A 23,150-nucleotide genomic window follows, 5' to 3' on the forward strand; every position below is an offset into this window, starting at 1 on the left:
CCCGGGGCCTCTCAGGCCGCCTTGCGGTCGGCCTGTGCGCGGTAGCGTTTATAGTCGAGAAGATTGCCGTCAAACTCGCTGACCGTGCCCTTGTCGATGAGCCAGTAGCGGTCAACCACGGTTTCGATAAGCGATGTATCGTGCGAGACGAGCACGACGGCGCCCTCAAATTCCTGCAGCGCGAGGGTGAGCGCCGCCCGCACCTCAAGGTCAAGGTGGTTGGTCGGCTCGTCAAGGAGCAAGAGGTTCGGCCTGTCCCAGATGATCATGGCAAGCACAAGCCGTGATTTCTCGCCGCCCGACATGGTGCCGGTTTCCTGGAACACGGTCTTGTCCGAGAAATCGAAGGTGCCAAGATAAGTGCGCAGTTCCTGCTCGCGCGCCTGCGGGGCCTTCTTCTTCATGTGCCAGAGCGGTGATTGCTCAGGGTCCAGCGTTTCCAGCTGGTGCTGGGCGAAATAGCCGATATTGAGCTTGCGGTCGCGGATCACTTCACCGCCAGCACTTTCGATCTCGCCAGCGATCATCTTGATGAGGGTCGATTTGCCGGCACCATTGCGGCCGAGAAGGCCGACCCGCGTACCCGCCCCGATATTCAGGGTGATATCGCCTAGGATTTGCTTGCCGGGATAGCCGGCATCAGCGCCGAGCGCTTCCCAAAGCGTGGTTGCCATCGCATCGGGCTCGCGGAACTTGAAGGTGAAGGGCGTGTCCACATGGGCGGCTGCCACGCGCTCCAGCTTCGCCAGCGCCTTGATACGGCTTTGTGCCTGACGGGCTTTCGAGGCCTGCGCCTTGAAGCGGTTGATGAAGGACGACATATGGGCGATCTGGCGCTGCTGCTTTTCATAAAGCGACTGCTGCTGCATCAGCTTCTCGGCGCGCATATTCTCATAATCCGAATAGCCGCCGGTATAGAGCGTGAGCGTGCCACCGGCGAGCTCGAGGATGCGGTCCACGGTGGCATCCAGGAAGTTGCGGTCGTGCGAGATCATCAGCACGGTGCCGTCAAACGCCTTCAGCCAGTCCTGCAGCCAGACGATGGCTTCAAGGTCAAGGTGGTTGGTGGGCTCATCGAGAAGCAGCAGATCCGACCGGCACATCAGCGCGCGGGCAAGGTTCAGCCGCATCCGCCAGCCGCCCGAGAAAGACGACACCGCATTTTCGTGAACGGCCTCATCGAAGCCGAGGCCGACCAGCAGCTCCGCCGCGCGGCGCTCGATCGAATAGGCGTCGATCCGCATGAACTCTTCATGGATACGGGCGATCTCGAAGCCGTCTTCGGCTTCCTCGGCCTTTGCAAGCTCGGCTTCCAGCGCGCGCAGCTCGATATCGCCGTCAATCGCGAACTGCAGGGCCGATTGCGGGCTGCCTTCGGTTTCCTGCGCCACATGGGCGATGCGCCACTTGGCCGGGAAATCGACCGTACCGCCCTCGGCGATCAGCTCGCCGCGCAGAAGCGCAAAAAGCGAAGACTTGCCAGCGCCGTTGCCGCCCACAAGGCCCATCTTCTCGCCGGCGTTCAGATTGAAGGAACCGTCCTTGAACAGCAGCTTGGCCCCGCGCCGCAGCGCCACGTCGGTGAAGGTGATCATGTGAGACAGTCCCGTGAATGCAATGAGCTGCGCTTATACAGAGTTCCACGCTGCATCGCACAAAAATATTGCTGTCGCTTTAACGCAAACAAAAAGCCCCGCCGGAAGGCAGGGCTTTTTGTTGGTCAGGGGGAAGTGGCGCGCGAGAGCGGGTGAAAATCAACGTAAGGTGATACTTGCCGCCATTAAGGGAAATCTATTTGATCCAAATAGATAAATCTGCACTAAATGAACTTACCCTCTTAAGATTTGCGTAAGCGATTGCGATACCTACTGAAGTCAACTCAAGATGCTTCAGAGGTGTCGTTTGCCATAACTCCACGAGATGCGGCAACTCATCAAAATACTTCTTACCATTCTCAACGAACTGCTCTTGGTTCATTACGCCCTCCATGTGAGCATTCCAAACCTGTTTCGCCTTATCTTCAATAGAATATTTTCTCATGCGCTCTACGAGGGACTCCAGATTTAATGCATCAGCCTGAAAGGCTGTTCCTCCGTTTATGCAGCCCACAATTATACCTGGGTAATCACTCTCAAAATTTTCTCCAAGTATAGCGGCGAATTTCTTACGTGGAGTACCTAGCGAAATAAGCCCACCATACGTGCCACTCATCATGTCCATAAAATTAATGGTTCCGATTTCAACGGACGCGCAAGCTTGAGCCGCGAGATACGAATAGCTCGAAGATTCTCTTGAAATATCTTTAAGTAGAGGACTGGAGGTCTCTTTTAGGTTCTCAACCAGTGCGCGGAAGTTAGTCAGCCCCAATTTCCGAGTAAAGCGAAGCAAGAAGGCAAGGGATAACTCTGCAAATTCGTTTTTGGTTAACAATGCCGAGCGCTCAACGGCATCATTCAAACTGAGCGTTAATCGCGATCTCTCGGCTTGCAACGACCGTTCGGCAATTAAGTCCACTAAGACATCTGCTGTTAATTGGTCTCCTGACCGTGCAAAAGCCTGCTGCGATTTGCCGAGTAAGTACTGAAAGTCCGGGTCTGAGAATGCCTTAGGATTTGCGCTTTCCGATGTCGAGAAGCGGTCCATGATTTTTTCTTCAAATGTTTTAAGCCTAGCTTCTACAATCTCAGCAGCAATTGCTGCGTATTTCGGCATTTGATCTGCCAGAGTCTCAACGATTTGCCGCATCTGCTCTGGCGACACGCCCAAATTGGTATCACGCCCACTTTGAATTACTGCGGAATTTGTTCCTGTAGTGATTTTCTGTGTAGGGATCATTTGATTTTCGTGTCCCTCCCTGACTGGATCACCACAGAAGCATCTCCCGTTCGAGCACGCTGGCGGGTCTTCTGGTTGACCTTTTTCACACCGATGAATGCCAACAAAATCGTAATTAAAATACCAATTGCCCACAAAACAATCTCAGAAACGCTCATGCCACCCCCCTTACGTCAAAAACGGCCAATAAGGCTTCTGAATGTTACCACTTTAGTGCGAGAAAATGAGACCAATAAAACAAAAAGCCCCGCCGTTTCCGGCAGGGCTTTTTCGTCGATCAGGGGGAAATGGCGCGCCCGAAGAGATTCGAACTCCTGACCCTCAGATTCGTAGTCTGATGCTCTATCCAGCTGAGCTACGGGCGCGCATTCCTCAGGGGCCGTCAAAACCGGCCCCGGCTGATGTGGGGCGCAACCTAATCAGATTGCCCAGCCAATGCAAGAGGGAAATGACTTTTTCTTGGCGGGGCGGGAAAAGGCCATTAGCGTAGCCCCCGAACCGACCGAAGAACGGGACAAAAGTGATGATCCTGCGCCCGCCCGCGCCCCTGATACCTGCCCTTGCTGCCGCCTTTCTCGTCGCCGGATGCGCCGGGCAGGCCGACTGGCCGTCGCTGACCGATCCGCTGCCGGATGCGGCGGCGCGCACCACGCCCTACAAGGACCCGAACGCCCGCCCGCGTGAGGTCGCACCGCCGACCGCGAGCGACGAGGCGGTGGATGCGATGCCCGAATCGGCGGAAGAAGCCGCCAGCCGCTTCGCCGAGGTTGAGGCGGCTTACGGGGCTGCGCTGAAGGCCTACGCCGATGTTCGCGATTCGATTGGCACTGCCCCCGACAAGGATGTGGCGGGGGATCGCTGGCGCGAGGCGCAGCTGCTGCTGACCCGGGCGAGCTTCGTGCGGGAACGCCTGATCCCCCTGACCGGGCTTTCGGAGGCGGCAGCCGCCCTTTATGCAGCGTCTGACAAGCTGGTCGCGACCGAGCGGCAGAAGCTGAAAGCCCTGACGCCCTAACCGGCAGCGGCGGACACGGCCTTTTCCACGGCGCGCGCCACACAGTCCGCCGCGAGCGTGCCGAGGATGGCAAGCGTGGTGGCCAGCGGGCCGGATGCCGCCTTTTCGCCGGTTGCCATCGCAAAAATCGTGTCGCCGTCAAACGACGTATGGATCGGGCGAATCGTCCGTGCGAGACCGTCCTGCGCCATGATGGCAAGGCGCCGGCAGGCGGCTTTATCGAGCACCGCATTCGTTGCCACGCAGCCGATTGTGGTGTTGCCGCCCACGAGGCCAAGCTTGGGCAGGGTCACCTCGCCGTGCTGCATCGCGCCCGGTGCTACCTCCCCGAAACAATTGACAGCGATTAGGGCGGCGACCGCCGTGCCGTCCGCAAGAACAAGGCTTGCCGTACCGATCCCGCCCGGCTGGCCGCCGGCAAGCGCGCCGTATCCCGCACCCGCGCGGCCCTGCCGAATCGGCTCCCCCGCTGCCATGAGCGCCTTGATGCCCAGATCGCGGTAAGGCGGCGTGTCGCCCCAGTCCTTGTCGCCGCCATTCGCGAGATCAAAGAGGATGGCCGACGGCACCACGGGTACAGCGCGGGGGCCAAGCGGCAGGCCAATGCCACGCGAGGAGAGCATTGCCGTCACGCCGTCGGCCGCCGCCAGCCCGAAGACGGACCCGCCCGACAGCACAAGGCCGTGAACCTTTTCAACTAGGCAGGTGGGGTCAAGCGCATCGGTATCCCGCGTGCCGGGCGCGCCGCCGCGCACATCCACCCCCATCGCAACAGGGGCGTCGGGCAGGATGACAGTGGTGCCGGTGCGGACACGGGCATCCTCCGCCTGCCCGACCTTCAGCCCCTTTATATCAAGGAGCGAATCACCGGGGCCGGGGCGGGCGGAAACCTGCATGGCTCAGTCCTCGCCGTCGGGATCGGGGCCCGGCAGGCAGACCCGAAAGGTGGTGCCGCCCTCGCCCGTTTCCTTCAGCCCGATCTGGCCGCCGTGGGCGAGTACGATATCGCGCGCGATGGCAAGGCCGAGGCCGGAGCCGCCCGCCTTGGCAACCGCCAGGAACGGCTTGAACAGGTTCGGCACCAGATGCGCCGGGATGCCGGGGCCCGTGTCGGTGATATCGATATGGAAGGTGCCGGTGTCATCCCGTTCCGCCGTGAAGGTGATCGAGCCCGATTGGCCCTGCGCCTCGTGCGCGTTGCGGGCGAGATTGAGGAACACGCGGTGCAGCTGATTGCCGTCACCCCAGATCCAGAAGTCTTTCGGGAAGTTGAAATAGACCTTGAAGTCGCCGTCGTCATCGAGCCCGAGCGTGGCGGCGACATCCTCAAGGAGCGGCAACAGCGGGGTTTCTCCCTTCACGGGTGCGGGCTCATCGGCGCGGCCATGGCGGAGCGTGCGTTCACAAAGGGCCACTGCGCGGCTTACCGAGGTCATCAGGCGGCGCGCCACCGGCACGATGCGCGGATCATCAACCTTCGAGAGCCGGTCGGTCGCCAGCTGCGCCGTCGTCAGGATATTCCTGAGGTCGTGATTGATCTTGGAAACCGCTTCGCCGAGCTCGGCAAGGCGGGTCTTTTCCTTCAGGTTCGCCTGCAGCTCGTCTTGCATGCGGACAAGTTCGCGGCTCACCACGCCGATCTCGTCGCGGCGGCGCACCAGCCGGCGGTGCGGGCCTTTGGCTTCGGGATGCAGGCGGAAGCTGACAATGGTGTTCTTCAGCCGCCGCATCGGGCGGACCATCAGCCAGTGAAGGGCAAGGTAAACACCGAGCCCCACCATCACCGAAACGATTATGGATAGAATAAGGACGTTGGAGCTGTAGGCCACCATGGCTTCATAGAGGCCCATTTCGCTCATGGTGATCTCGACCCAGCGGGTGCCAGGGAGCGATGGCTCGCCTACCACCCGGATGATACGCCCGCCTTCGGCCTGGAACGTATCGAAGGCATCGGCGATGAGCATGCCAAGCGACGCCTGACGGAGGTCGATCACTGCATCGGCTTCGGCCGGCATCAGGTCGAACCCGAGCATCAGGCTTTTGTCTTCCCGGCGCACGATCACGGCAATCACACCGGCGGTTTCCAGAAGCTGCTGTTCAAGCCGCGGGCTGACCATATGGCCCGGTGCTTCTTCAAGCGACAGGGCTGCCACCTGCGCGGCAATCAGCCGTTCTTCAAGGAAACCCTGCCGGTACGCGGCGATCCAGGGCATGAAGACAAGCAGCTCCACCACCGTGATGAAAAACACGGTGAGCGCCAGCAAACGGGAGCGCAGAGAGGAGGTGATGGGTCTGTATCTGTCTGGCATCTTTTTATCTGTTGGCGGCGCATGGCCGCGTGAGGTCAGATGAAACTATGCGGCCTTTCAAGCGCTTGGCAAGCCTTGTTCGCACCTCTATGATGGCAGGCGAAAAATTACGGCGCTTGTCCGTTTCGCCCGAAAATCGACCATTCCACGGTTGACTCATGCCATGGGCGGGGCTATACAGCGCGCTCGAATTTGATGCGCAGGCAGCCCCCATTGCGGCGGAACCGCGCGATAAAGCTGGAGTTGGACACGTGAAACGTACCTATCAACCGAGTGTGCTCGTCCGCAAGCGCCGTCATGGTTTCCGCGCTCGCAAGGCAACCGTTGGCGGTCGCGCCGTCCTTGCTGCCCGCCGCGCGCGTGGCCGCAAGCGCCTGTCGGCCTAAGGCCTGACACGGAGCGACGCGGGGCGCCATGGTGCCCCGGCGGAAAGCTGCATTTCGAATGCCGACCGAGAGTTATCCGGTCGGCTTTCGTCTTTTGAGGGGCTGAACAAGGCATGAGCGGGCAAGAGGCCAAGGCCGCCAAGGCGCTCCATCGGGTCACCGAACGGCCCGACTATCTCGCCATTGCCGCCACCGGCCGCAAATGGATCACCCCCGCATTCATCCTGCAAGCCCGCCCCGGCGAAACCGACGTGCCACCGCGTACCGGCTTCACGGTTTCCAAGAAGGTCGGCAATTCGGTGATCCGCAACAGGGCCCGCCGCCGCCTGAAGGAAGCCGCCCGGGCGATTCTGCCCGAAAAAGGCGTGCAGGGCTGGGATTATGTGCTCGTCGGCCGGCAGGCGGCTGTCGACTATCCGTTTGAAAAGCTGAAAGCCGATCTCGCCTGGGGCCTTTCAAAGCTCGGTGCCGGCGCTGACCTCACAGGTGGCAAGGCGAAGCCCGAGCGGCGCGAAAATGCGCAGAAACCCAAGGGAAAGCCTTGAAATGCGGTCCCCGCTTGCCATTTGTCTCACGGGGCTCGTGCGCTTTTACCGTTATTTCCTGTCGCCGCTTCTTGGCCAGAACTGCCGTTACCAGCCCACCTGCAGCGCCTATGCGCTTGAAGCTATCCGTCTTCATGGTGGACTTAAGGGTGGTTGGCTGGCAATAAGGCGCGTCACGAAATGCCATCCGTGGGGCGGCTCGGGTTACGACCCGGTCCCGCCCGCGGATAGATAAAGTCTAATCGGGATGAAACGTCACTATGGGTGATAACAAGAATCTGTTCATTGCGCTCGGTCTCGCGCTCCTTGTCATGATCGGCTACGACAAGCTTTACCTGCAGCCGAAAATGGAAGCCGCCCAGCGCGAGCTGGAAGCGCAGGACGCGCTGAAGAAAGCGGGCGAGCCCGGCGACGCGCTGTCGACCGCAACCCCTGCCCCGGCCGATGACCTTGCCATCGCCCCGCATGATGATCTCGGCACCGCCGCAGCAGCACCTGCCACCAAGGCTGTTGCTGCGCTCCCCGACGCCGGTTCGGTGAAGATCGAAACGCCGGAGCTGAAAGGCTCGCTGTCGCTGCGCGGCGCGCGGTTCGATGACCTTGTGCTTGTGAAGCATAGCGTTTCGCTTGAAGACGACCGCCCGGTTCGTCTCCTCTCGCCCCTCGCTGACGAGCGCTCCTATTATGTGCGCTTTGGCTGGGCTGCCAAAGGTCAGGGCACGGATTTCGTCCCCGGTGACCAGACGGTCTGGACCGCCGACAATGCGACCCTGAGCCCCGACAGCCCTGTCACTCTCTCCTGGACGAACACTGCCGGTGTGCGCTTCACCCAGAAGATCGAGATCGACAAGGAATTCATGTTCAAGGTGACCCAGTCGGTCACCAACTCCTCAGGCGAAGCGCTTGAGCTTGCCCCCTACGGCCTCATTAACCGGGACGGCCAGGTGAAGACCGAAGGCCTTTACATCCTTCACGAAGGTCCGCTTGGCGTATTCAACGGCACGCTTGAGGAAAAAAGCTATTCGGACCTTGAAGACGACGGCAACTTCGAAACCTCGTCCAAGGGTGGCTGGCTCGGCATCACCGACAAATACTGGATGACTGTCCTGATCCCCGATCAGGAAGCCGACCTTTCGCGCGCCCGCTTCGTGCGTCAGGCAACGGGCGGCATGCTGCGCCACCGTGTCGACTATGTTGAAAACTGGCAGGCCGTGGCCGCCGGCAACAGCCGCGAGGACGTGACCCACTTCTACGCCGGTGCCAAGATCGTTTCGGCGATCGATGACTATGAAACCAAGCTCGGCATCCCGCTTTTCGACCGCGCCATCGACTGGGGCTGGTTCTACTGGCTGACCCGCCCGATCTTCAAAGGGCTGCATTATCTCTTTGAACTGACCGGAAACTTCGGCATTGCCATCCTTGTGATGACCGTCCTGATCAAGGCCGCACTCTTCCCGCTTGCCAACAAATCCTATGTGTCGATGAGCCACATGAAGATGGTGCAGCCGAAGATCAAGGCCCTGCAGGAACGCCACAAGGACGACAAGGCCCGCCTGCAGCAGGAAATGATGGAGCTTTACAAGAAGGAAAAGATCAACCCGCTGGCCGGCTGCCTGCCGGTGCTGGTGCAGATCCCGATCTTCTTCTCGCTCTACAAGGTGCTGTATGTAACGATCGAGATGCGCCACCAGCCCTTCTTCGGCTGGGTGCAGGATCTGTCGGCACCGGACCATTTCACCCCGGTCAACCTCTTTGGTCTGATTCCGTGGGACCCGCCGGCCATGATCGCCATCGGCGTATGGCCGATCCTGATGGGCCTCACCATGTGGCTGCAGCAGAAGATGAACCCGCAAACGGGCATGGACCCGACGCAGGCGAAGGTCATGATGTTCCTGCCGATCATCTTCACCTTCATGCTGGCGCAGTTCGCCGCAGGCCTCGTGATCTACTGGACCTGGAACTCGCTTCTGTCGGTTGCCCAGCAATGGGTCATCATGCGCCGTGAAGAAGCCCGTGTTGCACGGAGCTCCAAGGCGTGACCGAAGAAGCCCGCTTCACACCTGAACAGATGGAAACCGGCCGGCTGATGCTGGCCGGTCCCGTCGAGTTCGTCATGGGTGCCGTGAAGCTGGACCAGCTTCTGGGTGCCGACCGCCCGGAAGTGGCCTTTGCCGGCCGCTCGAACGTCGGCAAATCGAGCCTTGTGAATGCCCTGACCGGCCGCAAGACACTGGCGCGTACCTCGAACACGCCGGGCCGCACGCAGGAACTGAACTATTTCCGCGCAGGTGAAGAGATGAACCTGCCGATGTATCTCGTCGACCTGCCAGGATACGGCTATGCCAAGATCGAGCGCAAGCGCGTGGAGCGCTGGACCCATCTGGTGAAATCCTTCCTGCGTGGTCGCCCGACCCTGCGCCGGGTGCTCCTTCTCATAGACAGCCGGCATGGCCTCAAGGAAAACGACCGCGAGATCATGAAGATGCTTGATGACGCTGCGGTCAATTACCAGATCGTGCTGACGAAGCTCGACAAGCTGACCACGCCCGAACGCGCCAAGATCATCGAGAAGACCGCGGCTGACGCCAAAACCTTCATCGCCTGCCACCCTGTCGTGCTTGCTACATCGAGTGAGAAGGGCTGGGGCCTTGAAGAAGTGCGCGCCGAAATCGCCCAGATCGCCGCGAACGGCTAAGGCCTTCCCGACTTTATTTTCACGCCCTGTCGAATCCCGCCTGCGTCCTGCGTCATCAGGATACAGCGCCTGCAAGCTTGCCCGGTTTGCCGCGCGCTGGCACGCTGGCAACCAAAGGGAGACACACAATGGCGCAATTCATCCTGTTCCTGCACGACCGCACCGATGCCTTCGCCGGCCTCTCGGGCGACGAGATGATGGCGATCATCAAGGACTATATGGCCTGGACCGAGAAGATGAAGGCCGAGGGCCGCTATGTCGGCGGCCAGAAACTGACAGACGAGCCGGGCCGTGTGATGGGCACCAAAGGCGGATCGGTTGAAATCCATGATGGCCCCTTCGCCGAAGCCCATGAAATCCTCGGCGGCTATATGACGATCGAGGCCGCCGACTATGACGAGGCCTGCGCGCTCGCCAAAACCTGCCCCCATCTCAAATATGGCCGGATCGAAGTGCGGATGATCGACGCAATAGAATGAAGCCCGGGTCCGACAGCCCCTTGAACGAAACCCTCGACCAGCTGTTCCGCCGCGAGGCCGGACGGCTGGTCGCCACCATTGCTCGCAGACTTGGCGCCGGGCAACTGGCCCTCGCCGAAGACATCGCACAGGATGCGCTTGTCGCTGCAGCCCGCGCCTGGACCTACGAAGGCCCGCCGGAAAATCCTGCCGCGTGGCTCCACCGCGCCGCCTACAACCGGATGATCGACCGCCTGCGCCGCACCCGGCCGGAAACCGGGCTCGACGAGACCATGGCGGGCCACAGCAGTGACCCGACACCGGGGGTCGAGGACGACGAGCTGCGGCTCATCCTCCTGTGCGCCCATCCCGATTTGGCCGAACCCGACCGGCTGGCGCTCACGCTCAATACCGCGCTTGGCTTCACGGCACGCGAAATTGCCGGGCTCTTTCTCGTGCCCGCCGCGACGATGAGCCAGCGCCTGACGCGTGTGAAGGCCCGCATTCGTGATAGTGGCCTCACGCTCGACTGGCCACTGCCCGCCGATCTTGCTGCTCGGCTGGAGACCGTCCACAAGGTCATCTATCTGGCCTTTTCGCTCGGCTATGCACCGAGCATGGGGGAAGGTGCCGTGCGGCGCGATGTGGCGCTTGCGGCCCTGCGTCTTGCTGAAACCCTGGCCGGCGCCAAGATGACAGCCTCGCCGGACGCCAGTGCGCTCGCCGCCCTTCTGAACTTTCAGGCGTCCCGGCTGGGGACCCGAACCGATGAAGCCGGGCGCTTCGTGCGGCTGGCCGATCAGGACCGAAGCCGCTGGGACTGCAATAGTATCGAAAACGGGTTTCTGTATCTGAGGCATGCACAGGGGGCGAACCGTTTGAGCCGCTATCATCTGGAAGCCGGGATCGCCGCCGCCCACGCTGTCAGCCCCGACTGGGCATCAACCGACTGGGAGGCCATCTGCACGTCCTATGATCTTCTGGCTGAAATGACAGGTTCACCCATTGTCGCACTCAATCAGGCGATTGCCACCGCCATGCGCGGTGACGCCGGTGCGTCACTCGCCCGGCTTGATGCATTGGCCGCCCATCCAGCGCTGGCGACCTACGGCCTTTACCATGCGGCGCGCGGTGAAATCCTGCTGACCTGCGGGGATGCAGCGGGTGCAGCGACCGAGTTTCGCGCCGCCCTCGCCCACGGCGGTACGACCCCCTCGGTGGAGCATCTGGAAAGCCGGCTCGCGGCCTGTTTCTAGGTAGTGGCCTCAAGCGTGGCGATAATCGTCTCGCGAAGCATCGCCATCGCTTCCTCGCTCACGCCGCCGGCTTCCGCTTCCTTTTCGACCCGTTCCGCCGCCTCGCCAAGCGCCAGCGCGCCGAAGGTGCGGGCCGTACTTTTCAGCGCGTGGGATTCGACATCCAGGAGTGCCCAATTCCCGCCATCATGATGGGCGAAAAGGGCCTCGAGTGCGTCTTCGACCTCGGCCCGGAAGCTCGCCATCAGCACACGGGCGGTTTCTTCGCCCACATCGGCCTTTATGCGTTCGAACGGGTCTGGATCGAAGGTCGGAACGTCGGTCATCATTCAGCGTTTCCTTACGGCAACCTGCATTATTTCCTTTCCCCTACCCCATGGCTTCGCTAGTGTCGCGCCAATTCTGAACCCGAGGAAACCATCATGCGTCAGCATACCGCCCTGCAGAATATCCTTGCCACCGCCCTCCTCAGCCTTGCCCTTGTCGCCTGTGACAGCAGCAAGCCGAAGGAAGCGGAAGCCCCGAAGGACGAAGCCGCCACCGAAGCACCGGCCGGCACCGAGGCAGGCACCGAGACCAATACCGAAGAAGAAAGTCCCATCGATATGACCGCACTTGCCGCCTACAAGGAAAAGAACGAAGCGTTTCTCGCTGAGAATGCCGCCAAGGAAGGCGTAAAAGTTGCCGAATCCGGTCTGCAGTATGTTGTCGAGAAAGAAGGCGAAGGCGCCGCACCGACCGCTGAAAGCTATGTGGTTGTCCATTATGCCGGCCGCCTGATCGACGGCACCGAGTTCGATTCGTCGTTCAAGCGCGGCGAGCCCGCCACCTTCCCCGCCGGTCGTCTGATCAAGGGCTTCACCGAAGCGCTTCTGATGATGAAAGAAGGCGGCAAGATGCAGATCACCATCCCCGCCGAGATCGCCTATGGCAACATGGACCGTGGCCCGATCCCCGCGAACTCGACCCTCATCTTCGATCTTGAACTGATCAAGGTGACGAGCGAGGAAGAACTGATCGCCGACATGAAGGCACCGCAGGACGCCTATCTCGCCGAGAATGGCAAGAAGGCCGGTGTCACCACCACCGCTTCGGGCCTGCAGTACAAGGTTGTCGAATCCGGCAGCGGCAAAAGCCCGACCGACACCTCAACCGTTGTCGTTCACTATGCCGGTCGCCTGATCGACGGCACTGAGTTCGACAGCAGCTACAAGCGCGGCGAGCCGATCGACTTTCCGGTCAATGGCGTGATCGCCGGCTGGACCGAAGCGCTCCTTCTGATGAAGGAAGGCGACAAATGGGAACTGACGATTCCGTCCGACCTCGGCTACGGCGCCCGCGGTGCCGGCCAGGATATCCCGCCCTATTCGACCCTCGTGTTCGATGTGGAGCTTCTTGAAGTCCGCTAAGCCGGGCTTATATCGAGATAAGCGGAAGGGGCCTTCGTGGCCCCTTTTTGCTGGCCTCGCCCCAAAATTTATCGGTGCTGGCCAAGACAAATGTAATATTGTAACAGTTTCGCGCCGGATGGATGGTCCGCCCGGCCCTGTTGGAACCCGTTCCTGCCGATGCTTCTTGCCCTGATCCTGTCGATGATGGCCGTGCTGGCTGCGCCCCTTCTGGCGCGGCTCACCGATGGCCGCCCGGGTTACCGCGCCGGGCTCGACGGTTTTGTGATCGTGGTCGTGTTCGGGCTCATCTTCCTGACCCTCCTGCCCGACGCGCTGGCGCATGGCGGGCTCGTGGCATTTCTTGTTGCCGCCCTCGGCTTCGCACTGCCGTGGCTCGCCGAACTGATGCTGCACCATGCCGAAGCCAAGGCGCACCGGGCCTTCCTTGTCATCGCCTTCATCGCCATCCTGCTGCATGAAGCGAGCGACGGGGCCGTCCTGGCCCTCGCCGCTGGCCACGAAGGGGCTGCCTTTGTGGCAACCGGTATTGTGGTGCACCGGATCGGCGTTGCCGTGGCGCTGTGGTGGCTGTTCCGCCCGTTCCTGAGCCAGAAGGTCGGTTACCTGATGCTTGCGGTGCTCGCCGCCGTCTCCGGGCTTGGCTATGGTGCCGCCAGCATCGCGCTTGACTGGCACGGCATTCCCATCGTCGGCTACTGGCAGGCCTTTGCGGCCGGATCACTGCTGCATATCGTGCTGCATCCCCTGGAAGAAGACCCAGCGACCGAACGCGAGGCCCGCCGGGGCCAGCAGGCCGGTACGCTTGCCGGCGTGCTTCTCCTTATGGCCTTCGCGCTCAGCCACATGATGCGCAGCGGGCACGCCGGCCATGTAGCAGGCGATGAAAGCCACGCCAATGCCATCGATCTGATGGCGACGACCGGCCACACGCTGGCGCCGCTGCTTCTCGGCCTTGTCCTTTCGGGCATCGCCTTTGGCTACGTGCGCCACCGCCACAAGCGGCTGGAGGGCTGCCGCGACGGACTGGACCTTGCTGCCCCCTGGTCGCTTCTCCTGTGGCTTGCCGTCACCGTGATCGCGCTTCTGCGGCCCGGCTGGTTCCCCGAACCGCCGGTGGGCACCGTGCGGATCGATCTGCCGCTGATGCTGTGGAGCATCCTGACGCTGGCGTCGTTCCTGCGCATGGGGGCCCGGCGCTTTGTCGGCACGCTGATGCCGCGCACCCCCTTCGCGCGCCTCCATGCCCATCATACGGTCGGGCATCACCATCATCATGGACATGGCCACGAAAAGGGCCATTCCCACCATCATCACGAGAGACAATCCTGATGCGTTTCGAGGGTAAATCGATTGTCGTCACCGGCGGCACCTCCGGCTTCGGCGAAAGCATCGTGCGGGCCTTTGTGGCCGAAGGCGCCAATGTCTGGTTCTGCGGCCTGATCGATGCCGAAGGCGAGCGCGTTGTCGCCTCCCTGAAAGATGCGCCGGGCCAGGCTTTCTACCGCCATGCCGACGTGCGGGAGGAGCCATCCGTGCATGCCTTCATCGATGCGGCAGCGGGTCAGGCCGGCGGGATCGACATTGCCGTCAACAATGCCGGGATCAGCCACAAGGCCGCCCGCTTCGCCGATCAGGACCTTGCCATCGTCGAGGATGTCTGGCGCACCAATGTGATGGGCGTGTGGCATGCCATGCGGCGCGAAATCCATCATATGCTGCAGGCGGGGCGCGGCGGCGCCATCGTCAACACGGCGTCGATCCTGTCGAAATCCGGCGCGGAATGGATGACGGCATATGGCATGAGCAAACATGCGGTTGTCGGCATCACCAAATCGGCAGCGATGGATTATGCGGCCGACGGCATCCGCATCAATGCCATCTCCCCCGGCCCCATGCGGACCCCGATGCTGGACCGCGCACTGGCCGATATCGGCGGTGACATGAGCAAATTTGCGGGCGGTTTCCCGAAGGGCGGCCCGGCGGACCCGGCCGTTGTTGCGCGCACGGTTCTGTATCTTGCCAGCGACGAAGCCGCCTACATGACCGGCGCCAACGTCGTTGTGGACGGTGCCACGAGCGACACAATCTGACGCTCGGGATTTACAAGCGCCTGAAAAGGTTGCAATATCCAAAAAACTTGAACTATCGCCGATTGATCGAGAGCCAACATGATCCTCGAATCCCGCAGCATCATCTTTTCGCATGACGAACTGGCCACCGCGCTGCGTCCGCTGCTGGAGCAAAAAGGCATTTTCGATGAAATCGCCGGCGAGGCCCTGAAAGCGAGCCTCGACGAAGAGGGCGAGGTTCAGGTGAAAGTCACCGCCGATGGCTATGACGAGATGGCCCCGATGAACAGCCGCGAGGTTGGCGTTGCGGTGCTCAATCATTGTATCGACAAGGGCATTCCCCTGCCGCGCGGTTCCTACAAGGAACTGGCGCTGAGGGGCGATCATATTGCCCTGATCGTGCGGCTGCAAACGGGTGAGCCCGAAGCAGCCGGCGCGATGGGCTTCTGACCGCCCGCTCCTTTATCCCTTATTCAGGCCATTATTCGGGCAGGAAGTCCGGTACCGAAAGGTAGCGCTCGCCCGTGTCGTAGCAGAAGCCGAGCACACGGCCCTTGCCGATCTCGTCAAGCTTCGAGGCAATCGCCGCAAGCGTAGCGCCCGAAGAAATCCCCACAAGGATGCCTTCCTTGGTTGCCAGTTTGCGGGCCATGTCCTTGGCGGCATCAGGCGCGACCTGCACCACGCCGTCCGTCTGCTTCAGATCCATCACGTCGGGGATGAAGCCGGCACCGATCCCCTGAATGGGGTGCGGCCCGGGCTGACCGCCCGAAAGGACCGGCGACAGGGTCGGCTCCACCGCATAGACCTTGAGGCCCGAAAAACGCTTCTTCAGCGCGCGTGCGCAGCCGGTGATATGGCCGCCGGTGCCGACACCGGTGATCAGGTAATCGAGCCCGTCTGCGAAATCGACCGCGATTTCTTCCGCCGTCGTGCGTTCATGCACCGCGGCGTTTGCCGGGTTCTTGAACTGCTGCGGAATCCAGCCGCCGGGCGTGCCGGCCAGCAATTCCTCGGCGCGGGCCACGGCCCCCTTCATGCCAAGCTCCTTGGGCGTCAGCACAAATTCGGCACCGTACGCGAGCATCAGGCGGCGGCGCTCGATCGACATCGATTCCGGCATCACAAGAATGAGCCGGTAGCCTTTGACAGCAGCGACCATGGCAAGGCCGATCCCGGTGTTGCCGGAGGTCGGCTCGATGATCGTGCCACCGGGCTTCAGGGCACCGCTCGCCTCCGCGTCCTCGATCATGGCCAGCGCAATCCGGTCCTTGATCGAGCCGCCGGGGTTGGCGCGTTCGAGCTTCAGCCAGACATCATGATCCGGAAACAGGCGCGCAAGGCGCACATGCGGGGTCCCGCCAATAGTGTCGAGAACGGATTGGGCTTTCATCTGATTTCCCCCAGAAAGGATTGTCGGGTCACGCCTTGCGGCGGGTATCGATCGGAATGATTTCCTCGGTGTCGCACGGACGGAACATCACGCGCGACCAGGCCGGGACCGACCGGGTGAGCCACACGTTACCACCGATCACGGAATTCGCACCAACAACCGTATCGCCGCCGAGAATCGTGGCGTTCGCATAGATCACCACATTGTCCTCGATGGTCGGATGGCGCTTCTTCGACCGCATGCTTTCGTCCACCCGGAGCGCACCGATGGTGACCCCCTGATAGATTTTCACATTGTTGCCGATGATGGCGGTTTCGCCGATCACCACCGACGTGCCGTGGTCGATATGAAGCGATTTGCCGATCGTCGCACCCGGATGAATATCGATCCCCGTGCGGTGATGGGCGAATTCGGTAATCATGCGTGGCAACAGCGGCACGCCGAGCTTCAGCAGGGCATGCGCCACCCGGTAGGCGGTGATCGCATAGAAGCCGGGATAGCTGAGGATCACCTCATCCAGGGATGTCGCGGCCGGATCGCCTTCACGCAGCGCCTCGGCATCTGCATGGCAGGCGTCGGCAATCGCCGGCAGCTGATCCAGAAACGCGCAGGTGATGGCATCGGCCTCGTGCGCGCGTTCGGGCAGGAGTGCTGCGATCAGGCGGGCAAGCTCATCCCGCGCTGCTGTCAGCATTCCGTCAACCGGCGTGTCCCGCTCGCCCTCGGGGAGGAAGTGCGGGAACATCAGGGACAGGATGCGGCAATAAAGCTGACCGCCCGAGCTGATCGACAGGGGCGGAATACGGCCATACCGCGCGCGCTGCGCGGTTAGCCGTGTTTTCAGGTCACCAGCCGGGGCCGGTGCATCGGTGGCAGAAATCTTTTTTGAACTGTTCATGGCGCCTCTCCTCGCTGCGCCTCCATAGTTTAGACCTATCGGGCGGCGCTACAAGGGGACCTTGCGCGAGAATTTCTTCACAAATTCGAGACTTGGCCTACTTATCCTTGTCCGCCGAGGCCGGCAGCAGGTGTCCGAAGCCCGCTTCCACGAAAAGTTCGTCGCTGCGTTTCACCACGTCGCGCTCGATTGCCTTCATGAATGCGTCCTTCGACAGGCCCGACGGGATCGGTGCGCCGATCTCGAAAACAGCAGTACCGGAACGGTGGAAAAAGCCCTTGCGCCAGAAAAGCCCGGTGTTGGTGGCGACCGGCACAACAGTGAGGTCACCGGCCTTCTGGATGAAATAGGCACCGGATTTGAGCGGTCGGTACTGGCCGGGCTTGGTGCGCGTCGCCTGCGGGTAAACGATGATCGGCTGGCCGCCGTCGTGGACGATCTTCGAAACCGCATCCATTTCCTTGTGGGCGGTGCCGGACTGGCGGTCCACCCGGATGATGCCGACTTTAGAGAGGATCGGGCCGATGAAGGGCAGGCTGAACAGCTCTTTCTTTGCAAGCGCCGTTACATCCTGCCGCACGTTATAGGTGAGGATCGGATCCAGGTTCGACTGGTGGGCTGCTGCAATGATCACCGGGCCTGTCTTCGGCAGGTTCTCAAGACCGCGATATTCCCACCTGATCCCCATCACGATGCGCGCGATCCAGGCCGAGCCAAGGCAATAGCCATGGATGCCCTTGCGCACGAACGCCTGGCTGACCGGCAGGTAGCAGAAGATCGACAGGATCCCGGTATAGAGGATCGTGAAGGGATAGAAGGTCAGGTTGAACAGGACAGACCGCAGGGCGTCTATCAGGCGGTGAATCACGATGCTCTCTCCCTTCGGGGCCGGTTTCCAGCCACTTGCGCGACCTATTGGCATTCGCCGGTGCGTTGACACAAGCAGAAAAAAGGTTAGCGTGTCGAAAATCAAGGCCGAAGGGGGACAGGTTGATGATTGACCGCGCTGATGACAAGCGCCGGGACGAGCGGCTCGACGTTGCATGGGTTGGCACACTGACGCTGGAATCCGGCGATCAGTATGATTGCCAGGTGCAGGATGTGGCGCTTGCCGGCACGCTCGTACATTGCATCGCGCCCGTGAAAGTCGGCGACGAAGCCCTCCTGATGATCGAAGGTCTTGGCGAGTTTGCCGGCGAAGTGCGCTGGGTCGGCAGCGGTGCCTTCGGCATGGGGCTGGTGATCGGTCCCGACATCAAGCTGAAGCGCTATGCGGAAACAGCGGGCGCCGACCTTTCGCAAAAACCCGAACTTCCCGACGAAACCTGAAAAAAAGCGCCCCGGGGGATGGCCGGAGCGCTTGTATCGGGCGGAGGGCGCCCGGGTCGGTGGTCCGCTCGTTACGCGGCTTCCTCATCAAGATCAGCGAGCTGACCGGCCAATGCCTTCTGGAAAGCAGGCCGGGCCTCGCAGCGGGCAAGATAGGCCGCAAGTTTCGGCTGACCCGCCACCAGATCGGTATGCCGCAGGATCCGCAGGACGGTCGCCATCAACAGGTCGCCCGCCGAGAAACTGCCTTCCAGATAATCCTTGTCGCCCAGCCGGTCGGCGACCGCGGCAAGGCGGCGTTCGATCATCGTCACCACCTCGGGGCGGCGTTCCTTGGCCCACGCTTCGTTCGGATAGAACAGGTCGATGGTCGCCAGCTGCTGCACCACGCCTTCCACCGAATTGAGGGCGGCAAACATCCAGCTGATCGCCTTGATCCGCGCTTTCGGGTCCTTCGGCAGCAGGGTTTCCGACTGTTCGGCGATATTCAGGACAATGGCGCCGGATTCGAAAAGGTCGACACCATCCTCGATATAGACCGGCACCTGCGCGAAGGGCTGCAGGGCGCGGTATTCCGGTGATTCCTTCTCTTCATGGCTGATCAGGCGAACATCATAGGGAAGACCGGCCTCCTCAAGCGCCCAACGCACGCGCAGGTCGCGCACCAGCCCCTTGGCAAAGGGCGGCACCCATTTGAAGGCGGTAACTGTCCGTTTGGTCATGGTTCAGGCCTCCACAATCGTGTTGAAACCGCCGAAGATCATGCGCTTGCCATCGAAGGGCATATCGCTCATCGGCATATCCTTGAAACGGTCATCTTCCATCGCCGCCTTGTTGCCAGTGTCGCGGGCGGCGCGGGACGGCCAGGTGATCCATGAGAAAACGACTTCCTCGCCTTCCTCGCATTTCACTGCCATCGGGAACGAGGTCAGCTTGCCCTCGGGCACGTCATCCGCCCAGCATTCGACCACCGAAAGGGCCCCGTGATCCTTGAACACGACCGATGCCATCCGGGCGAGATCGACATAGGCCTGTTTCTTGGCTTTCGGCACGGCCAGTACATATCCATCAACATAGGTCATTCTTTGTCTCCCTTGTCCCTGATCAATTGCCGCATTCGCGCGGACCGCCAAGCGGCTGCAGCATGCTGAGGCGGTTACCCTCGGTGTCAGTGAAAGGCACATAGCGGCCAACGCCGGGGATATCCATCGGCTCGCCGAGGATTATACCACCAGCCGCGGCCACTGCCTCCATCGCTGTTTCGACCTCGTCCACCTCGATCACCACGGAGGGCGCATCGGCATTTGGCATCTTCGGGTGGAAGCCACCATTTATGGCGCCGGGATCGATCGGCCCCATCTCGCCCGAGGGCGCAGTAGCCGCGAGGACATAATTGCCCATCTCTTCGCCGAGCATCGTCGTCTGCCAGCCGAAGGCTTTGGTGTAAAAGGCCGCCATGCGGCTTCTGTCGTCATAGGGAAGTTCAAAATGCACAACGGCATTCATGCGGGCCATCAGGTTTTCTCCTTGGCTGTCGTGACCGGGATTTTTTGCTGGTTTTTCAACGGAAAACTGGCCAAACGCCCCACTTTTGCGCTTGACAAATACGTTGATATCAACATAATTGGATCATGTCAAGCATCGAAGCCATCACCCTGGATAACCCCGTTCCCTTCAGCACCACGCTTGAGGTGCGGGACGCCTGCCTTTGCCTTTATGTGCAGCGCGCCGCACGGGCGCTGGCCCGGCGGTTTGACAACGCCTTCCGGCACCTTGGCATCACCAATGGCCAGTTTTCGCTGCTGATGTCACTCAATCGCCCACACCCTGCCCCGATGGGGCCGGTCGCCCAGCTGTTGGCGATGGACCGCACCACGCTGACGGCCGCCCTGAAGCCGCTGGAGAAAAAAGGCCTTCTCGCCATCACGCCGGACCCGAACGACCGCCGCAGCCGGCTTCTCAGCCTGACAGACGAAGGCCGGGCAGTGCTCGCCAAAGCGGTGCCGATCTGGCGCAGCGAGCATGCAGCACTGGAAAACGAGCTTCCGCCCGAAAGTCCCGCGGATGCCATGCGCGCCGGCCTGATGGCCCTGGCGTTCGGCAACGAGTAAGCGTCAGAGCCGCAGGTCCTGCGTATAGAATTGTTCGTTCCGGAAAATGGTGGCGAGGATGCGTTCTTCGGTTTGCGCCAGCATGTCATGGATCACGGTCTTGATCCGGCCGGGCTCGTCGCTTTTCATCACATCGATGGTCATGCCCTGCTGCTCGCTTGAATAAGGCAGTCCCTGTTCGGTCTTCAGATACAGCCAGTAGATCCGCATCGCGATATCCTCCAGCTGCCGCACCCAATCAAGCATCAGCGGGTAGCCGACATTTTCACACAGCGCGAGGTTCATTTCCTTGTTCTTCTTGAGGAAGGCAAGGGCGGTTTCGTCGTCCTTCATCGCCTTCATCGCTTCTATCTCGCGGTTCAGCCGGTGCAGTTTCTCGAAATCGGCACGCGGGCCGGTCAGCGAGAAGATCGAGGGCAGCAGCATCTTTCTGAGCGTGAAATTCTGCTTGATATCCAGAAGGGTCAAGGGCGCCACGATGGTGACGCGGGGGGACACGGAAACGAGGAAATGCTTGGCGATCAGGCGTTCGATCAGGTTGCGGGCCACGGTGCGGCTGATGCCGAACATATCGCTCAGGATATTTTCCGACACCTTCTGGCTCGGCGCCAGCTTCTGCGTGACGATGGCATCCATGATGGCCTCATAGGCCACACGGGCATCCTCGTTCTGCAAGTCGTCCGTCTGCACGTCATTCCTTTCCTGCGGGCTCGGTCGTGTCCGTCCTCTATAGCCCCTCGGCGCCTGCTTACAACAGGGAAAGTCGCCTCACAGCCGATTTAGGCTGCTATATACACATATAACACAGCCATAATCTTCTTGTATTGGATATTAATGCAGCTAAACTCGCCTTCGAAGTGGAATGGGCTCCGGAGGAAACAATGAAAAAGCTGAACCGCCTGATCATGGCCGGCACCCTTGCCGCGCTTGCCGGCCTTGCACCCGCAAAGGCCGCTGAAACCTACGATATCGTCATTTCAGGCGGGCGGGTGGTGGACCCCGAAACCGGGCTCGATGCAGTGCGCAACGTCGGCATCAAGGGGGACAGGATCGCCGCCGTCAGCGAAAAGGCCCTGAAGGGTGCCCGCGTGATCGATGCCAAAGGCCGCGTCGTCAGCCCCGGCTTCATCGACATGCATGCCCACGGCCAGAGCATCCTTGCCGGCCGCGTGCAGGCGCTGGACGGTGTCACCACGGCACTTGAACTTGAAGCCGGGATGCTGCCGGTCGGCGACTATTACAAGCGTCTCGCCAGCGAGGGCCGCCCGATCAATTATGGCGCGTCGGTCAACTGGGCGAATGCCCGCATCGCCACCTTCGCCAATCTTGAACCCAAGGACGATCTCGCCTGGTTCGAGGAAGCTTTCGCCCGCCCCGACTGGCAGCAGGAAGTGGCAAGCCCCGAACAGCTTGAAAAGATCACCGCGATGGTGAAAGAGGGCCTTGATGAAGGCGGGCTCGGTGTCGGCATCCTTATCGGCTATGCCCCCGGCACCGGCCACAAGGAGTTTTTCGCCGTCAACAAGCTGGCGGCCGAGCGCGGGATGCCCACCTTCACCCACGCCCGGTATCTTTCGATGCTGGAGCCGAAAAGCTCGTTTGAAGGCATGCAGGAAATCGTGGCAGCTGCCGCCGGCACCGGCGCGCACACCCATATCGTTCACATGAATTCGATCAGCCTGCGCGACACGGATATCATCGCTGACCTGATCTCGAACGCACAGAGCCAAGGCCTGAAGGTAACGACAGAAGCCTACCCTTACGGCGCCGGGGCGACCGGCATCGGGGCCGCCATGTTCCGCGAGGAACGCTGGCGCGAACGCCTTGGCGGGGTCGATGCTTCCAACTTCGATGTGAACGGCAAGCGACTGACGGAAGAAGAGTTTGCCCGCCTGCAGGCCGAGGCCCCGGCCACCGGCACCGTCATCCATTTCATCGAACTTTCCGACCCCAAAGACATGGCCATCCTGTCGAAATCGGTACTGTTCCCCGGCGGCGTGATCGCCTCGGACGGTGGTGACTTTATTGTGGACGGCAAGCCGATCCCGCAGGAAACCTGGCCGCTTCCTGAAAACGCATGGAGCCATCCGCGCAGCGCCGGCACCTATGCCCGTTTCCTGCGCCTGTATCTGCGCGAGCAAAAAGCCGTCAGCCTGATCGAGGCGATCCGCCGCGTCAGCTACGGCCCTGCCCATATCCTTGAAGACGCCGTCCCGCAGATGAAGCTGAAAGGCCGCATCCAGAAGGGCGCTGACGCCGATATCGTGATCTTCGACCCCGAGACGGTTGGCGAACAGGCCGACTTTGACCATCCGGGCCGCACCTCCACCGGCTTCAGCCATGTCATCGTCAACGGGACCGTGCTGGTGAACGACGGCGTGGTGGATACGAACGCCCTGCCCGGCAAGCCGGTGCGCAATACCGTGAAGGCAAAGTGAG

28 protein-coding genes and 1 tRNA gene are annotated in these 23,150 nt (G+C 61.3%); 15 read left to right on the forward strand and 14 right to left on the reverse strand.

Translation table 11 applies throughout. The features are described 5' to 3' along the window. Positions 1-11: 11 nt before the first annotated feature. From PH603_RS00755 to PH603_RS00770, 4 genes are all read right to left on the reverse strand, one after another. Positions 12-1,595 carry an ABC-F family ATP-binding cassette domain-containing protein gene (locus PH603_RS00755; protein WP_289504007.1) on the reverse strand — a complete coding sequence of 528 codons (1,584 nt, stop codon included), beginning with the start codon at positions 1,593-1,595 and terminating at the stop codon, positions 12-14. 196 nt (positions 1,596-1,791) lie between these two features. Then, positions 1,792-2,835 (reverse strand): LPO_1073/Vpar_1526 family protein, encoded by a 1,044-nt coding sequence (locus PH603_RS00760; protein WP_289504008.1) that lies wholly within the window; start codon positions 2,833-2,835, stop codon positions 1,792-1,794. Continuing rightward, positions 2,832-2,993, reverse strand: coding sequence for a hypothetical protein (locus PH603_RS00765; protein WP_289504009.1), 162 nt, complete (start codon positions 2,991-2,993; stop codon positions 2,832-2,834). Before PH603_RS00765 ends, PH603_RS00760 begins: the two co-directional genes overlap by 4 nt. Before the next feature lie 130 nt (positions 2,994-3,123). Beyond that, positions 3,124-3,200: transfer RNA gene (locus PH603_RS00770), tRNA-Arg, on the reverse strand. 158 nt (positions 3,201-3,358) lie between these two features. On the opposite strand from PH603_RS00770, the gene PH603_RS00775 reads away from it, so the two are divergent. Further along, complete coding sequence (locus PH603_RS00775) at positions 3,359-3,850, forward strand: hypothetical protein (RefSeq protein WP_289504010.1); 492 nt, start codon at positions 3,359-3,361, stop codon at positions 3,848-3,850. Here the strand turns inward: PH603_RS00775 and PH603_RS00780 are convergent. Beyond that, positions 3,847-4,746, reverse strand: a complete 900-nt coding sequence (locus tag PH603_RS00780) for a P1 family peptidase (protein WP_289504011.1) — start codon at positions 4,744-4,746, stop codon at positions 3,847-3,849. The two genes, PH603_RS00775 and PH603_RS00780, sit on opposite strands and share 4 nt — an antisense overlap. A 3-nt stretch (positions 4,747-4,749) precedes the next feature. Continuing rightward, the gene (locus PH603_RS00785; RefSeq protein WP_289504012.1) at positions 4,750-6,099 is read right to left on the reverse strand and encodes a sensor histidine kinase; all 1,350 of its coding nucleotides are present in this window, start codon (positions 6,097-6,099) and stop codon (positions 4,750-4,752) included. Between the two features lie 311 nt (positions 6,100-6,410). Between PH603_RS00785 and rpmH the strand changes: the two genes are divergently transcribed. The 7 genes from rpmH to PH603_RS00820 all read left to right on the forward strand — a co-directional run bounded on the left by rpmH (position 6,411) and on the right by PH603_RS00820 (position 11,499). After that, a complete protein-coding gene (gene rpmH, locus PH603_RS00790) occupies positions 6,411-6,545 on the forward strand; it encodes a 50S ribosomal protein L34 (protein ID WP_289504013.1) in 135 nt (44 codons plus the stop codon). A gap of 113 nt (positions 6,546-6,658) precedes the next feature. Then, positions 6,659-7,090, forward strand: a complete 432-nt coding sequence (gene rnpA / locus PH603_RS00795) for a ribonuclease P protein component (RefSeq protein ID WP_289504014.1) — start codon at positions 6,659-6,661, stop codon at positions 7,088-7,090. Between the two features lies 1 nt (position 7,091). Then, the gene (gene yidD / locus PH603_RS00800; protein WP_289504015.1) at positions 7,092-7,325 is read left to right on the forward strand and encodes a membrane protein insertion efficiency factor YidD; all 234 of its coding nucleotides are present in this window, start codon (positions 7,092-7,094) and stop codon (positions 7,323-7,325) included. Between the two features lie 25 nt (positions 7,326-7,350). Further along, on the forward strand, positions 7,351-9,129 hold the full coding sequence (yidC, locus tag PH603_RS00805; protein WP_289504016.1) for a membrane protein insertase YidC: 1,779 nt from the start codon (positions 7,351-7,353) through the stop codon (positions 9,127-9,129). Then, entirely contained in the window at positions 9,126-9,785 is a 660-nt protein-coding gene (yihA, locus tag PH603_RS00810) for a ribosome biogenesis GTP-binding protein YihA/YsxC (RefSeq protein ID WP_289504017.1), read from the forward strand. Before yidC ends, yihA begins: the two co-directional genes overlap by 4 nt. A 128-nt stretch (positions 9,786-9,913) precedes the next feature. Then, a complete protein-coding gene (locus PH603_RS00815) occupies positions 9,914-10,264 on the forward strand; it encodes a YciI family protein (RefSeq protein WP_289504018.1) in 351 nt (116 codons plus the stop codon). Between the two features lie 20 nt (positions 10,265-10,284). Next, positions 10,285-11,499 carry an RNA polymerase sigma factor gene (locus PH603_RS00820; RefSeq protein ID WP_289504019.1) on the forward strand — a complete coding sequence of 405 codons (1,215 nt, stop codon included), beginning with the start codon at positions 10,285-10,287 and terminating at the stop codon, positions 11,497-11,499. On the opposite strand, the gene PH603_RS00825 is transcribed toward PH603_RS00820, so the two are convergent. After that, a complete protein-coding gene (locus PH603_RS00825) occupies positions 11,496-11,828 on the reverse strand; it encodes an Hpt domain-containing protein (RefSeq protein WP_289504020.1) in 333 nt (110 codons plus the stop codon). The genes PH603_RS00820 and PH603_RS00825 overlap by 4 nt on opposite strands. A gap of 93 nt (positions 11,829-11,921) precedes the next feature. Between PH603_RS00825 and bamJ the strand changes: the two genes are divergently transcribed. The 4 genes from bamJ to PH603_RS00850 all read left to right on the forward strand — a co-directional run bounded on the left by bamJ (position 11,922) and on the right by PH603_RS00850 (position 15,430). After that, positions 11,922-12,908 (forward strand): BamJ family beta-barrel-assembly machinery protein, encoded by a 987-nt coding sequence (gene bamJ, locus PH603_RS16490; RefSeq protein WP_353507358.1) that lies wholly within the window; start codon positions 11,922-11,924, stop codon positions 12,906-12,908. A 159-nt stretch (positions 12,909-13,067) separates the two neighbouring features. After that, positions 13,068-14,240: a ZIP family metal transporter gene (locus PH603_RS00840; protein ID WP_289504021.1), complete on the forward strand. Its 1,173-nt coding sequence runs from the start codon at positions 13,068-13,070 to the stop codon at positions 14,238-14,240. Continuing rightward, entirely contained in the window at positions 14,240-15,001 is a 762-nt protein-coding gene (locus PH603_RS00845; protein ID WP_289504022.1) for an SDR family NAD(P)-dependent oxidoreductase, read from the forward strand. The genes PH603_RS00840 and PH603_RS00845 overlap by 1 nt, the downstream gene beginning before the upstream one ends. A 78-nt stretch (positions 15,002-15,079) precedes the next feature. Beyond that, the gene (locus PH603_RS00850; protein WP_289504023.1) at positions 15,080-15,430 is read left to right on the forward strand and encodes a hypothetical protein; all 351 of its coding nucleotides are present in this window, start codon (positions 15,080-15,082) and stop codon (positions 15,428-15,430) included. Positions 15,431-15,461: 31 nt separating this feature from the next. On the opposite strand, the gene cysK is transcribed toward PH603_RS00850, so the two are convergent. From cysK to PH603_RS00865, 3 genes are all read right to left on the reverse strand, one after another. Next, on the reverse strand, positions 15,462-16,373 hold the full coding sequence (gene cysK / locus PH603_RS00855; RefSeq protein WP_289504024.1) for a cysteine synthase A: 912 nt from the start codon (positions 16,371-16,373) through the stop codon (positions 15,462-15,464). Positions 16,374-16,401: 28 nt separating this feature from the next. Next, complete coding sequence (epsC, locus tag PH603_RS00860) at positions 16,402-17,271, reverse strand: serine O-acetyltransferase EpsC (RefSeq protein ID WP_289504025.1); 870 nt, start codon at positions 17,269-17,271, stop codon at positions 16,402-16,404. A gap of 97 nt (positions 17,272-17,368) precedes the next feature. Beyond that, positions 17,369-18,139, reverse strand: a complete 771-nt coding sequence (locus PH603_RS00865) for a lysophospholipid acyltransferase family protein (protein WP_289504026.1) — start codon at positions 18,137-18,139, stop codon at positions 17,369-17,371. 125 nt (positions 18,140-18,264) lie between these two features. Here PH603_RS00865 and PH603_RS00870 point away from each other — a divergent pair, with 125 nt between their 5' ends. Next, positions 18,265-18,600, forward strand: coding sequence for a PilZ domain-containing protein (locus tag PH603_RS00870; RefSeq protein ID WP_289504027.1), 336 nt, complete (start codon positions 18,265-18,267; stop codon positions 18,598-18,600). Positions 18,601-18,671: 71 nt separating this feature from the next. Here PH603_RS00870 and PH603_RS00875 read toward each other — a convergent pair whose 3' ends face one another. The 3 genes from PH603_RS00875 to PH603_RS00885 are packed head-to-tail and all read right to left on the reverse strand — an operon-like array spanning position 18,672 to position 20,115. After that, positions 18,672-19,322, reverse strand: coding sequence for a glutathione S-transferase family protein (locus tag PH603_RS00875; RefSeq protein ID WP_289504028.1), 651 nt, complete (start codon positions 19,320-19,322; stop codon positions 18,672-18,674). A gap of 3 nt (positions 19,323-19,325) precedes the next feature. Further along, positions 19,326-19,682 (reverse strand): DUF1428 domain-containing protein, encoded by a 357-nt coding sequence (locus PH603_RS00880; RefSeq protein ID WP_289504029.1) that lies wholly within the window; start codon positions 19,680-19,682, stop codon positions 19,326-19,328. A 22-nt stretch (positions 19,683-19,704) separates the two neighbouring features. Next, on the reverse strand, positions 19,705-20,115 hold the full coding sequence (locus PH603_RS00885; protein ID WP_289504030.1) for a VOC family protein: 411 nt from the start codon (positions 20,113-20,115) through the stop codon (positions 19,705-19,707). Positions 20,116-20,231: 116 nt separating this feature from the next. Here PH603_RS00885 and PH603_RS00890 point away from each other — a divergent pair, with 116 nt between their 5' ends. Next, positions 20,232-20,711, forward strand: a complete 480-nt coding sequence (locus PH603_RS00890; RefSeq protein WP_289504031.1) for a MarR family winged helix-turn-helix transcriptional regulator — start codon at positions 20,232-20,234, stop codon at positions 20,709-20,711. A 3-nt stretch (positions 20,712-20,714) separates the two neighbouring features. On the opposite strand, the gene PH603_RS00895 is transcribed toward PH603_RS00890, so the two are convergent. Continuing rightward, entirely contained in the window at positions 20,715-21,401 is a 687-nt protein-coding gene (locus PH603_RS00895; protein WP_289504032.1) for a GntR family transcriptional regulator, read from the reverse strand. Between the two features lie 191 nt (positions 21,402-21,592). On the opposite strand from PH603_RS00895, the gene PH603_RS00900 reads away from it, so the two are divergent. Continuing rightward, complete coding sequence (locus PH603_RS00900; RefSeq protein ID WP_289504033.1) at positions 21,593-23,149, forward strand: amidohydrolase family protein; 1,557 nt, start codon at positions 21,593-21,595, stop codon at positions 23,147-23,149. The last annotated feature ends 1 nt before the right edge of the window (position 23,150 follow it).

Source organism: Gimibacter soli (genome assembly GCF_028463845.1).
Classification (GTDB): domain Bacteria; phylum Pseudomonadota; class Alphaproteobacteria; order Sphingomonadales; family Kordiimonadaceae; genus Gimibacter; species Gimibacter soli.